This is a genomic window from Ruegeria sp. YKSD179 (genome assembly GCF_059612885.1).
The window spans coordinates 1-13,756 of sequence record NZ_JBXWRL010000076.1; the positions used below are offsets into that span (position 1 = coordinate 1).

General features: G+C 51.8%; 10 protein-coding genes. 9 read left to right on the forward strand and 1 reads right to left on the reverse strand.

From position 1 onward, the window contains the following. From AC2FNE_RS22890 to AC2FNE_RS22920, 7 genes are all read left to right on the forward strand, one after another. Window positions 1–760 (forward strand): alginate lyase family protein (locus AC2FNE_RS22890; protein ID WP_496806374.1); only part of this gene is annotated, 760 nt, incomplete at its 5' end. 169 nt (window positions 761–929) lie between these two features. After that, window positions 930–2,510, forward strand: coding sequence for an ABC transporter substrate-binding protein (locus AC2FNE_RS22895; protein WP_496806375.1), 1,581 nt, complete (start codon window positions 930–932; stop codon window positions 2,508–2,510). A 154-nt stretch (window positions 2,511–2,664) separates the two neighbouring features. Then, window positions 2,665–4,230 carry an ABC transporter substrate-binding protein gene (locus tag AC2FNE_RS22900; protein ID WP_496806376.1) on the forward strand — a complete coding sequence of 522 codons (1,566 nt, stop codon included), beginning with the start codon at window positions 2,665–2,667 and terminating at the stop codon, window positions 4,228–4,230. 4 nt (window positions 4,231–4,234) lie between these two features. Then, window positions 4,235–5,182 (forward strand): glutathione S-transferase family protein, encoded by a 948-nt coding sequence (locus AC2FNE_RS22905; protein WP_496806377.1) that lies wholly within the window; start codon window positions 4,235–4,237, stop codon window positions 5,180–5,182. A gap of 49 nt (window positions 5,183–5,231) precedes the next feature. Next, entirely contained in the window at window positions 5,232–6,209 is a 978-nt protein-coding gene (locus tag AC2FNE_RS22910; protein ID WP_170480031.1) for an ABC transporter permease, read from the forward strand. Beyond that, on the forward strand, window positions 6,206–7,156 hold the full coding sequence (locus tag AC2FNE_RS22915) for an ABC transporter permease (RefSeq protein ID WP_170480033.1): 951 nt from the start codon (window positions 6,206–6,208) through the stop codon (window positions 7,154–7,156). Before AC2FNE_RS22910 ends, AC2FNE_RS22915 begins: the two co-directional genes overlap by 4 nt. A gap of 6 nt (window positions 7,157–7,162) precedes the next feature. After that, window positions 7,163–8,872, forward strand: a complete 1,710-nt coding sequence (locus AC2FNE_RS22920; protein ID WP_496806378.1) for an ABC transporter ATP-binding protein — start codon at window positions 7,163–7,165, stop codon at window positions 8,870–8,872. Between the two features lie 39 nt (window positions 8,873–8,911). On the opposite strand, the gene ggt is transcribed toward AC2FNE_RS22920, so the two are convergent. Beyond that, on the reverse strand, window positions 8,912–10,663 hold the full coding sequence (gene ggt / locus AC2FNE_RS22925; RefSeq protein WP_170605638.1) for a gamma-glutamyltransferase: 1,752 nt from the start codon (window positions 10,661–10,663) through the stop codon (window positions 8,912–8,914). A gap of 213 nt (window positions 10,664–10,876) precedes the next feature. Between ggt and phnY the strand changes: the two genes are divergently transcribed. Both phnY and AC2FNE_RS22935 read left to right on the forward strand, forming a co-directional pair. Next, complete coding sequence (phnY, locus tag AC2FNE_RS22930) at window positions 10,877–12,325, forward strand: phosphonoacetaldehyde dehydrogenase (RefSeq protein ID WP_496806379.1); 1,449 nt, start codon at window positions 10,877–10,879, stop codon at window positions 12,323–12,325. Window positions 12,326–12,456: 131 nt separating this feature from the next. Then, a complete protein-coding gene (locus tag AC2FNE_RS22935; RefSeq protein WP_170605642.1) occupies window positions 12,457–13,470 on the forward strand; it encodes an Ldh family oxidoreductase in 1,014 nt (337 codons plus the stop codon). Window positions 13,471–13,756: the final 286 nt, after the last annotated feature.

Here is a 13,756-nt window from a genome sequence, read left to right on the forward strand (position 1 = left end):
GTATCGAGAGCACGCCAATACTCTGATCCAAACCTGGTTCATTGACCCCGCGACGCGAATGAACCCGAATCTAGTTTACGCGCAGGTCAGACGGGGTCACAACGGCGACCGTGGATCTGAAAACGGTCTAATTGAAACTAAGGATTTTTATTTTTTCCTTGATGCTGTGCGTTTGCTGGAAGACGATGAGCTTTCCGAAGGCGTGAGGAAATGGTGTTTAGCGTTTCTTGAGTGGTTTAAGACCAGCAAACAGGGAATGTTGGAATCCAAGCACAAAAACAACCACGGGACTTGCTTCGATCTACAAGCTGCGGCCCTAGCTGCATTTGTCGGGGACACCGCTACATTGCAAGAAGTGAATTTGCGTGCACAGGCACGCATTCTTGGGACAATTACTTCGAACGGTGAACAACCGCATGAAATGACCCGAACGTTGACGCAGCACTATTGTGCGTTCAACCTTCAAAGCTGGATTAATTTATTCGATTTGCTAGAAGGAGTCGGATTGCGCCCGTGGAGCAGCGACGCGGCGGACAGGTTGATCCAAGCCATGCGGCTGCTTTTGAACCAGTCGAAGAACGGCTGGCGGTACCAGCAGAAAGAGCCGTTTGATATGGCGCGACTTGCCCCCATTGATGACGCACTGTGCCGAAGAACCGGGCAAAGTCTCTTGGAAACTGATGACGCATCCGCGTGTTTCAATCCTCATGATGGCATTGCTCCTTTTTGGAGGCTGACTCGCAGTGGATCACCGCACTAGTTTATGTCGGCTATCGTTGTAACGGTTTGGTTTTCCTTGAGTCGAGCGCAGACGTTCTTACTCAATCTGTTGTTGCAAGTTTCAAAATGATCTGGATGATCGTCGCCACCAGGGCCGGAAGTTCCGGTCAACCGTGCAAAAGCACGGACTAACAAAAGTGGGAGATAATATGTCTTTTAAATCTTTGATGGTCGCCGTAAGCGCGACTGCGATGATTGCTGCCGGTGCCTCGGCCGAAACGCTGCGTTGGGCACGGGCAGGGGATTCGCTGACCTTGGACCCGCATGCGCAGAACGAAGGGCCTACTTCGGCAATGGCGCATCAGATCATGGAAACGCTGGTAATGCGCGACCACTCTGGTGCACTTGTCCCGTCGCTTGCAACTGAGTGGGCCCCGTCCGAAGAAAACCCGAACGTCTGGGTTTTCAAACTGCGCGAGGGAGTAACTTTTCACGATGGTGCGGAATTTGACAGCGAAGACGTCGTATTTTCGCTGAACCGGGCGATGACGCCGGATTCTGATTACAAGGAATTGTTAGCCTCTGTCAAAGAGGTCCGGGCGCCGGACAAATATACGGTCGAGATCGAAACCAATGGTCCGAACCCTATCATGCCTAACAACCTGACGAACATGTTCATGATGGATAAGGCTTGGGCCGAGGCCAATAACGCGGTCAAGGTTCAGGATTACGAAGGTGGCGAAGACACATTTGCGGCCAAGAATGCAAACGGAACGGGCCCTTACAAGCTGGTTAGCCGCGAGCCGGATGTGAAAACGGTTTTGACGGCCAACGAAAATTATTGGGGAAAAGACGAGTTCCCATTGCAAGTGAGCGAGATCATCTACACCCCAATTCAGAACGCGGCAACGCGCGTTGCCGCGCTGCTGTCAGGTGAAGTGGACTTTATTCAGGATGTTCCCGTTCAGGACCTTGAGCGTGTCGCCGGAACGGATGGTCTGGATGTGCGCACTGCGCCTCAGAACCGTGTAATTTTCTTTGGAATGAACATGGGGGATGCAGATCTGGGTTCGGACAATATTGATGGAAAGAACCCGCTGTCAGATGTCCGAGTTCGCCAGGCGATGTCCAAAGCGATCAATCGCGATGCGATTAAGCAAGTCGTTATGCGCGGCCAATCTGCACCCGCGGGAATGATCTCGCCACCGTTTGTGAACGGTTGGGACGCTGATATGGACGCCTCTTCCTCGACCGATCTTGAGGGAGCCAAAGCGCTGATGGCGGAAGCCGGCTATCCGGACGGCTTCACCTTGACTTTGAACTGCCCAAACGACCGTTACATCAATGATGAGGCGATCTGTCAGGCTGCAGTTGGCATGCTAGCACAGATCGGCATCACCGTGAATCTGGATGCCAAGCCAAAGGCGCAACACTTCCCGTTGATCAACAATCTGGAAACAGATTTCTACATGCTGGGTTGGGGCGTTCCGACTTATGACTCTGAATACATTTTCAACTTCCTGGTTCATACCAAGGGTGAAAAATACGGTTCGTGGAATGGCACGCGCTATAGCAACCCAGAGTTGGACGCCAAGATCGTGTCGCTTGCCTCGGAGACTGATCTGCCTGCACGGGATCAACAGATTGCGGACATCTGGAAGGTTGTCCAGGACGAGCAATTGTACATCCCGATACACCATCAGGTTCTCAATTGGGGCATGAAATCCAACGTAGGGACCGTTGTCGAGCCTGAAGATTCTCCGAAAATCAAATACTTCACGATGAAATAATATCGCTTAAAAAGCAGACGGGCAGGGCGCGGTTTCGCGCCCTGTTTTATTTTGTTGGTTTTTTGATGGTTCACAGCCGCGTGAGGCGATAAAGAGATTTGCTTTACGAGTTCAAAAAAATCAAGAAACTTTAAAAGAACAGGGAGTATTCGTCATGATCCTCAGAAACAGTGCCATTTGTCTGGCTATGCTTGTCGCAGGGGCTGTACAAGCCGCGGAATTTAAGTGGGCGTCGACTACCGATCCACAGACGATGGACCCGCATGCGGTTAACTCAGCCCCAGTCTTAGGTTTTCTGAATAATGTTTATGAAGGTCTGGTCCGCCGTGGCAAAGACATGCGCGTGGAACCGGCACTGGCGGTCAGCTGGGAACCTATTGGGGATGGCGAAGGCTGGCGTTTCAATTTGCGCGAAGGTGTCACTTTTCATGACGGCAGTGAGTTCAACGCGCAAGACGTCTTGTTCAGTTATCAGCGTGCGTCTGGTGAAGCTGCCGATACGCGCAGTTGGTTCGCACCGGTCAGCGAAGTGAACGTTGTTGATGATTATACGATCGATTTTATGATGACCGCGCCCAATCCGCTGTTTCCTTCTTCGATTGCGAATTGGATGATCATGGACCAGGGTTGGGCCGAAGCAAATGATGCATCAGTGCCTGACAAGGAAACGGGGAATTACGCAACCCTGAACGCAAACGGCACCGGAGCTTTCAAATTGACTGCTCGGGAACCGGGCTTGCGCACCGTTTTGGAGCCTTTCGAAGGTTGGTGGGATAATGCTGAGCATAATATTACCGTCGCCGAGTTTAATCCTATACAAAACCCGGCTACCGCAGTGGCGGCGTTGCTGTCCGGCGATGTGGACATGATCAACCCGGTCCCTATTCAGGACGTGGCCCGATTACAGGGCAACGCTGATGTCGAAGTTATCCAAGGGATCGAAGCAAGGGTTATCATGTTGGGCTTTGATCATGAAGCTGAGGCACTGAAGTACACGGATGATGCAGGACAGCCGAACCCTTTCCGTGACGTTCGTGTTCGTCAAGCAGTGGCTAAAGCGGTCAATGTCGACGCAATTCTGGCTACAATCATGCGTGGGAGTGCCGAGGCGGCATCGCAATTGGTGAGCCCTGCGATGAGTGGGTATTCTCGGACAAACACTGACCGCCCCACATTTGACATTGAAGCGGCAAAGGCGCTGCTGGCAGAGGCGGGCTATGCGGATGGTTTCTCATTTGGCCTGAAATGCCCAAATGACCGCTACCTCAATGACGAAGCAGTTTGTCAGGCCGTCGTGAGTATGCTGGCTCAAATCGGGGTGACTGCCGAACTGGATGCGATGCCTGTACGCAACTATTGGCCCGAGTTGCGCGAGGATAACTACGATATGTACCTTCTGGGCTGGAGTCCCGGAACGTTTGACGCCGAACACCCTGTTCGTTTTCTTGTCGCAACCCCGAACGAGGAAAAAAAGTTGGGCAGCTGGAATTTCGGTGGGTTCTCGAATGCGCGCGTAGATGAGTTGCTGCCCTTGATCCAGTCAGAGTTGGATCAGAACAAACGCCAGGCGATGCTGGATGAGGTAGCCAAGATCATTCAGGACGAGCATGTTTATGTGCCAATGTATGTCCAACCATTGGTTTGGGGTACTCGCAGCAATGTTGATCTAACGCAGCGCCCGGACAATTTCTTCCTCTTGCGTTGGGTTACGGTGAACTGACCTGATGGGTATGATGATTGACGGGGTCTATCATGTTGACGACCCCGCACCGGATTCGCGGCTTGATGGAGAGTTCCGCCGTCATGCCTCAACAATTCGTAACCTTCTTCCAGAGGGTGATTTGGAGCCGGGGCGTTTTCATCTTTACGCGGCTTGGAATTGTCCGTGGGCGCACCGCGTTTTGCTGGTGCGGGCCATCAAAGGATTAGAGAGTCTGGTATCTGTATCCTACGCCAAACCGCGACGAACACACGAAGGCTGGGTATTCGATCCGGACGGGCCTTATTCAGATGGGCTGTTTAGGGTCACGGCATTGCACGAGGTCTATTCTCGGGTAAATCCCCGCTATACCGGGAGGATAACCGTCCCGTTGCTCTGGGACCAGGTCAAGAACCGCCCGGTTTCAAACGAATCTGCCGATCTGGTCCGAATGCTAGGGACTTTACCTGACCATGGACCAAACCTTGCTCCGCAAGAAAAACTGCCCGAGATCGATGCCTGGAACTCAAAAATATATCCTCGTCTGAACAATGGCGTTTACCGCGCAGGCTTTGCACGTACGCAAGAGGCTTATGAAACGGCATGCCGTGACGTATTCGAAATGCTTGACGAGATCGAGGATCACTTATCCAGCAACCGGTATCTTTGCGGAGGTGCTATTACCGAGGCGGACCTGCGACTTTTCCCAACTCTGGCACGCTTTGACGTGGCCTATCATTATGCATTTCGGTGCAATATTCGGCGTTTGATTGATTTCCCAAACCTTTGGGGTTACGCCCGCGACCTCTATGCCCTGCCCGAAATTAAAGGCACAGTGGCTTTCGAAGTATACAAAACCGGTTATTTTTCACCGTCTGAGTTGCGCAATCCGCTTGGTCTTGTTCCCTTGGGTCCTGACGTGGATTGGGAAACACCGCACAATCGCGAAAATAGTCCTGCCGTGACATCTTGACCGTCCAGACAGGGAAGGCATAGACAGGCGGACCAACAGGGAAAAAAGAATGTTCGCATATATCGTCCGTAGGATGTTTCAGTCCGTGATCGTGCTTTTGGTCGTGGGGCTTGTCGCATTCTCGATGTTCCGATTTGTCGGAGATCCGATCGACAACATGCTGGGGCAGGAGCGCACGCAAGCTGATATTGACAGGTTGCGGACCGAATTGGGTTTGGATCAACCCTTTCCGGTGCAGTATTTCAAGTTTCTGCAAGGCGCAGTTCAGGGTAATTTCGGGGTGTCTTACCGGCAAGGGCGTCCAGTTTCTACAATTATAGCCGAGCGTGCTCCTGCAACCTTGGAACTGGCTTTTGTTTCCGGTTTTCTAGCCATCACATTAGGAATTGCGCTGGGTGTTTTCACTGCTATCCGGCGACAAGGAATAGCTGCGAATGTGATCATGACCGTCAGTTTGATAGGAGTGTCGTTGCCGACTTTCCTGATCGGGATATTGTTAATTTATATCTTCTCGGTCGAGTTGGACCTGCTGCCCAGTTTTGGGAGGGGCGAGACGGTTATGATTGGTAACTGGTCAACAGGGTTCTTAACGGCTTCGGGACTTAAGGCACTGATTTTACCTGCGATTACACTCGGCCTTTATCAAATGACCCTGATAATGCGGCTGGTTCGATCCGAGATGCTTGAGGTTTTGCGCGCTGACTATGTGCGCTTCGCGCGGGCGCGTGGACTGTCGGACCGAGTGATCAATTTCCGCCATGCGTTGAAGAATACATTGGTGCCTGTAATCACAATTACGGGGCTTCAGTTAGGCTCGATTATCGCGTTCGCCATCATCACTGAAACTGTGTTTCAATGGCCCGGAGTTGGCCTGTTATTCATCAACGCGATCCAGTTTGTCGACATACCTGTTATGGCGGCATACCTGATGTTGATCTCGGTGATGTTCGTTACGATCAACCTGATCGTGGATCTTCTGTACTATGCAATTGACCCGCGCCTGCGTGTCGACGCGAGGGCAACATGACCGAAACCGTTGAAACACCACAAACTGCTCCGAATTCGCGTTTCGCCAAGTTCTGGGACGGTGATTTTGCATGGTCCTTCCGCCACTCTCCCGTCGCTTTGGTAGCGTCTCTGGTGGTAGTGGTTTTAGTTCTGGCGGCAATTTTCGCACCTTTGATAGCACCTTATAATCCGTTTGATCCGGCCACTTTGAACCTGATGAATGGCTTTACGCCGCCGGGTACGCCCAATGCGTTCACGCAGGAGACTTTTCTGCTGGGTACTGACGATCAGGGCCGAGACGTGTTTTCGACCATTCTGTATGGTTTGCGAATATCGCTGTTTGTTGGAACGGCGGCTGTGGTGCTGGCAATGATTATCGGAGTTATCCTTGGGCTTGTCGCGGCATACTACGGTGGTTGGATCGAGACCTTTATCATGCGGGTGGCCGATGTGCAGTTAACGTTCCCCGCCATTTTGGTTGCCATGCTCATCTTTGGTATCGCAAAGGGTGTTACGCCGCCTGAATATCGCAATGAAATGGCGATTTATGTTCTGATTATTGCAATAGCGCTGTCTGACTGGGTGCAGTTTGCGCGCGTCGTGAGGGGCGCGGCGCTTGTCGAAAAGAACAAAGAATATGTACAGGCCGCGCGTCTGATCGGCCGCGGGTCGCTGCCGATCATGTTCCGCCACATCCTTCCCAACGTTTTAAGTCCAGTTCTGGTGATCGCCACAATATCCTTGGCTCTGGCAATTATCGCAGAAGCTACTTTGAGCTTTCTGGGGGTTGGAGCGCCGCCGACCCAACCCTCGTTGGGAACGTTGATCCGAATAGGGCAGGGTTTTCTGTTCTCAGGTGAATGGTGGATCCTGTTTTTCCCGGCCTGTACACTGCTGGCCCTTGCTCTGTCGGTTAATCTTCTGGGTGACTGGCTTCGCGATGCACTGAACCCGAAATTGCGGTGACTTTAAATGAGCTTACTCAAAATCGAAGACCTCACCGTGGAATTTCCCACTCGGAGAAAGCTGTTCACTGCAGTAAACCATGCAAACCTGTCGGTTAAGCCGGGCGAGATTCACGGGCTGGTTGGTGAATCCGGTGCGGGTAAATCGACAATCGGGGCGGCAGTCATGGGTTTGCTTGAGCGTCCCGGGCGGATTGCCAGTGGAGAGATCAAACTGGGCGGCGAGCAGATCAGCGGTCTGGACGCTGAAGCTATGCGTGGGTTAAGAGGCAAAAAGATTTCGATGATCTTTCAGGATCCGCTAACCTCCCTGAATCCACTTTTTACAGTCCGCGAACAACTTACTGAGACTATTTTGACCCATATCGGCGGGTCCGACGCTGACGCTAATAATCGGGCACGCGATCTTATCGATCGTGTCGGTATACCTGACCCCGACACCAGAATGGATCAATATCCCCATCAGTTTTCTGGAGGAATGCGTCAGAGAGTTGTGATCGCTTTGGCTCTTTGCACCGAGCCAGATGTGATTATTGCAGATGAGCCGACCACAGCGTTGGATGTATCGGTTCAGGCGCAGATTTTGGATTTGATCAAGGAATTGGCACGCGAAAGGCAGGTTGGGGTCATTTTGATTACCCATGACATGGGCGTTATTGCCGACACGACGGACCGGGTAACGGTAATGTATGACGGCAAAGTCGTGGAAAGCGGATTGACTGCACAGGTCATGGGGCAACCAAAGCATGAATATACTAAGTCCTTGATTGCGGCAGTACCACGGCCGACACTGAAATTGCATCGTTTTCCTCAGATTAGCTACGGTGGGCGGGAAACGCGATTTGCCATCGACGACATGGCGCGTCATTGGCCCACTGTTGACAATGACTCATCCAAACCGGTGTTCGAAATTCACAACCTGTCAAAACAGTTTCTTTTGAAACGTGGCTTGTTGCCTTGGGACAGGACTTACTTCACCGCTGTTGACGACGTAAGTTTCGATATTCAGGCAGGTGAGGTTTTTGGACTTGTAGGCGAATCCGGTTCGGGCAAATCCACCGTTGCTCGAATGATTGCCGGTCTTTACCCGGTTGACGGCGGCACGATCAAGTTCAATGGCCAATTGGTCAGTGATCTAAGCAACAAAGCGGTACAAGAAGAGTACCGCAGGCAAATACAGATGATTTTCCAAGACCCTTACTCGTCGTTGAATCCGCGCATGCGCGTTGACGAGATTGTTGCAGAACCGATCCGCCACCATCGCTTGATGGAAGGAAAGGAAATCAACCGCCGCGTTGATGAACTGTTGGATCAGGTGGGGTTGGGCGCGGAAGCTGGATTAAAATACCCACATGAGTTTTCCGGTGGGCAGCGCCAGAGAATTTCGATTGCGCGTGCCCTTGCGACGCAGCCAAGGTTTTTGATCTGCGATGAGCCGACAAGCGCGCTGGACGTATCAATTCAAGCGCAAATTCTGAACATCTTGAAGGACCTGCAGGAATATCTTGGGCTTACCATTCTGTTTATCAGCCACGATTTACCTGTTGTAAGACAAATGTGCGACCGCGTTGCCGTAATGAAACAAGGCCGAATGGTCGAGATTCAGGATACGGATGATCTTTTTGCAAACCCGCACACTGAATATGCGCGGGAGTTGCTGCGCCTTATGCCCAAACTTGATGATTTGTCCACCGATGGCCTTGGACTGGAAAGCTGATCTGGGTCCAAGCTGACCTCACAACCCGGACCCATCGCTTTACCGACCCATTGCAACGCCTTCCCGCCGGGGATCAGCAGCGCCGATCATTTGACCGTCTTTGATTAGAATAGCGTGCAATCCGCTGTTTAGGTCACGCGCGCTGACCTCGTGACCCTTAGCCGTTAATGCGTCGGTGAACGACTCGGCGCTGGTTCCCTGTTCTACATCCAAAGTAGATCCATTCCGGTGGAGGAAATGCCCAGTTTCAATCGCGTCCTGAGGGTCCATATCCCAGTCGAGCACAGCGATTATCGTCTTTGCCACATAATTTATTATTCGGCTGCCGCCTGGAGACCCAACAAGAAAGTATGGTTTTCCATCTTTCATGACGATTGTGGGCGACATCGAGCTGCGCGGACGCTTGCCGCCCTCAACCCGGTTTGCGACCAATCGATCACCATCTTTGGGTGCCCGATCAAAGTCGGTTAACTCGTTATTCAACAAAAAACCTCGTACGAAAACTCGGCTGCCAAAGAATGTTTCAATGGTTGTGGTCATTGACAGGGCGTTTCCATAGCGGTCCAGAATTACAATGTGACTGGTGCCGGGCCGACCGGGGTTTTGTGAAGGTGCTAAGTTTAATGCGGATTCCTGATATGGTGGCTCTCCGGCTTTGCGCTTCTCACTGGCTTTTTCCTGGTCGATAAGCTTGGCACGGTCAGCAAGATAGCTTTTGTCCAACAGCCCTTTTATCGGCACTTCGACATAATCGCTGTCGGCCATGTAAAGGCTGCGGTCGGCATAAGCCAGTTTGGCGGCCTCTGAGTAAGTATGAGCAAACTCGGGTGACCAACCCATGCTCTTGACGTCAAAGTTGTCCAGCATTCCCAGTATCTGACCGACTGTTAGCCCTCCCGAGGTTGGTGGCCCCATTCCGCAAACGTCATAACCGCGATAATCAGCGCAAACCGCGGGGCGAATTTTGACGCGGTAGTCGGCCATGTCTTGCAGGGTGATGTTGTTCTCAACGCTCGAAGTGGCGGCTACGGCCGCCACGATATCTTCGGCGATCGGTCCTGTGTAAAAAGCGTCGGCACCTCGGTCGGCCAACACACGCAGCGTGTTGGCGAACTCAGGGTTTTTAAGCAAAAAGCCAGCTTTAAGTGGGCTACCATCTTGGTTGAAGAAATACTCTTTTGCCTCCGGAAAAACATCCAACGGGAAATTGCGACTCATCGTACTTTGCAACGAATTCGCCATGCGAGGGGACACTTCGAAGCCATTTTCAGCAGTGTCGATAGCCGAAGAAAACAGATCAGACCAAGGTAGTTTGCCATAGAGGTTGTGCGAAATCTCCATCAGGCGAAGAATGCCGGGAACGCCGACCGACTGTCCCCCAGTCGCGGACGGAACGAACGGGATTTTTTCACCATTTTCGTCCAGAAAACGTTCCGGCGTTGCAGAGGCAGGCGCGGTCTCACGTGCATCGAAGGTTACCAGATCACCAGTTGACGCATCCCAATACAGCATGAATGCACCACCCCCGATACCCGAGGATTGCGGTTCAACCAGATTGAGCACCAGCTGGACGGCAATCATCGCATCCGCGGCAGTTCCTCCCTTTTCCAGAATGTCATACCCGGCCTGCACAGCAACTGGGTTTGCCGCAGAAATCATAAACTCGGATCCAATGACAGAATTCTTTTCTGCCCATCCATATCCTTCTTCGGGGGCTGGGTCCTGTGCGAAAGCGAAAGAACCCAAGGTCAGAGTGGACACCAGACCTGAGATGAATAAGGGCCTGATCATGATCTTCTCCTTTTTTTGGAAGCTTGTTTTTAGAAAATTGGGGATTTGCAATCCCATCTTGTTGCTACGGTATCTGGCCTCGGGACGGAACCTGAATTTACGTTGACCGACAGACTTTGCATTTTTGTCGTGAAACCTCAGTATGAGACAGCGAATGCTACTTAGGCACGGCCCAATACCTCGGTTTCACGTCACGCTAAGAAGGTGCACAAGATGTCACACACTGAAGTCCGGGAAGAGGGAATGCGGATTGGCGGAAAGGTCGTTTTCGCCAAAGACAAGGTTCCTGTACATTACCCTTATACCAATGAAGTGATTGGATATGTGCCTGCTGGATCGGTTGAGCACGTGCGTGCGGCATTTGAAGTTGCCGCCCGGTACAAGCCAACATTGGCGCGATACGAGCGGAGTCAAATTTTGCAGCGCGCAGGAGAGCTGATTGGTGAGCGGTACGTATACCTTGCCAAATGGCTGACTCTTGAACTGGGCATCTGTCATCAGCACGCGATTTACGAAACTAAGCGTGCACAGGATGTTTTCCAGTTTGCCGCAGCAGAGGCATTGAAAGATGATGGTGAGGTGTTTTCGTGTGATCTAACTCGGAACGGCCAGACGCGCAAAATCTATACGCAGCGCGAGCCGGTTCGGGCAATTTCCGCAATCACGCCATTTAATCACCCACTGAACATGGTAAGCCACAAAGTCGCGCCTTCTATCGCCACTAACAACTGTATGGTTTGCAAGCCAACGGAGCTGACGCCGTTAACCTGCCTGTCGCTGGCGGATATTCTTTACGAAGCGGGGTTGCCGCCTGAAATGTTTCAGGTGGTTACTGGTTGGCCGCAGGATATTGGCGATGAAATGGTCACTAACAGCAATGTTGACATCGTCACCTTTACTGGTGGCGTGACAGTTGGCAAGCAGATTGCGGCCAAAGGGGTATACAAACGTCTGGCCCTCGAACTGGGCGGAAACGACCCATTGATTGTGCTCAATGACCTTGGTGAAACTGATTTGGACCGTGCGGCGACCATCGCCGTCGCTGGGGCCATTGGAAATTCGGGTCAACGCTGCACAGCTGTTAAGCGTATTTTGGTTCAGCAAAGCGTAGCCGATCGGTTTGTTCCGCTAGTTCTTAAAAAGGCCAAGGCGATCAGATTTGGCGACCCGCAGGACCCAGAAACCCAACTGGGTTGTGTAATCCATGACAAAGCAGCCGAATTGTTTGAGAATCGTGTCTTTCAAGCCGAAAAAGAGGGCGCCGAAATCCTTTATCATCCCGGGCGCCAAGGTGCGCTTTTGCCTCCAATCGTAGTCGACAATGTGCCTCTGAACTGCGAACTGATCGTGGAGGAAACCTTTGGTCCGATTGTGCCTATCCTCCGGGTGTCGGACGACGATGACGAGGTGATGCGTATTTCGAACGCAACAGCCTATGGGCTGTCCTCTGGTGTTTGCACCAACGACCTAAACCGGGCAATCGCTTTCATTAACGGTTTGAATGTAGGTTCATGCAACATTTGGGAACAGCCCGGGTACCGGATAGAAATTTCCCCGTTTGGCGGTATCAAGAACAGCGGTAACGGGGTCAAAGAAGGCGTTATCGAAGCTATGAAGTTTTTCACTAATCTTAAAACGTACTCGCTGCCCTGGGTGACTTAGCGAAGGGCCCAAAACGTGGCCAAGTCGTTCGGATAATCGGTAGGCACAATCAAAATATTGTTGAATAGTTTTCTCAAGGCGAAGACAAAGAGTGGCGTATATTGTTCCAAACAATATGAAAGGTCGGAGCCATGGCAAACATCACGGCAGAAATCCTGTCCTTGGATCAAATTAGAGAGATTGCCATAACCGTGCTTACTGCCGCTGGAATGGATGCGAACGGCGGATCCTTGATTGCCAACATTGTCACCCAGTCGGAACGCGATGGTTTGCGCAGCCACGGTTTGCGGATGTTGCCGTTCTATGTTCAGAGTTTTCAATCCGGCTATGCCAACCCGGTCGCCAGACCATTAATCGAACGGATCGCTCCGGGTGTTCTTCGAGGCGATGGCGACAACGGGTACTACCAAATTGCTGCTGCATTAGCGCAAGACGATCTGGCCGGAATTGCTCAAGAAAATGGGATAGCTGCGTTTACTTGCGCGAACTGTCACCATCTGGCTGCGCTTCGTTTCGATACCGAGTCATTTGCTGAAGCGGGTTTGATCGCCTTGATGATGGTGAATTCGCTTTCCATGGTAGTGCCTCAGGGGGGTGTGCGTCCGGTTTTTGGAACCAACCCGATGTCCTTTGCATGTCCGAGGAAAGGCATGGCTCCAGTGGTTTGGGATCAGGCCTCATCAATGATGGCATTGATGGATATCAAATTGGCTGCGGCTGAAGGGCGTGACCTGCCAAGGGCGGCTGGGTTGGATAGCACTGGACAACCTAGCACCGATCCGAAGGCAATTTTAGAAACTTGCAGCCTTTTGCCGTTTGGAGAACACAAGGGGGCTGCAATCGCCTTTCTGGTTGAGGTTCTGGGTGCAGCCTTGGCGGGAGGAGCCTTGTCAGTGGACAATGCAGACCGGGATGCGCATGGAGCCTTGAACATCAAGGGTGGCTCGACACTGATTGTCATTGATCCGGCACGGTTTGGGAATGCTTCTTTTGACGACTACCTTACGCGCATTTGCGCCGAGATTGAGGGAAATGGCGATGCACGCGTCCCAGGTGACGGTCGGTTGAAGCATCGTGCAGCTGCAGACTCTGACGGGGTTGCAGTTAGTGCCGAGTTGATTTCCCAGTTACGCAACATTCACTAGTCACAGGCGAAACTGGGAATTTCTGAAGTCTTTGTTTTGTGCGGTCCCGACAAATTTCAAAGGTCAAATGATTTTGAAAATTTTCAGTGCCGAAAAAACCGAGCGTTGAAATCGCTGAAAATAAGGTGAGATCGGACGAGGAGCTTTGTTGCGAGTTTTAATCACTGTCTTGCGGTTATTGCGCGAAACCGGTGTTTACAACCGTCCCTGCAAAATTTGGATCTTGTCTGTTCTGGCGCAAAATACTGATGCGCATTTGGTTTACGTCCGATCTGGAAGGTCGCTG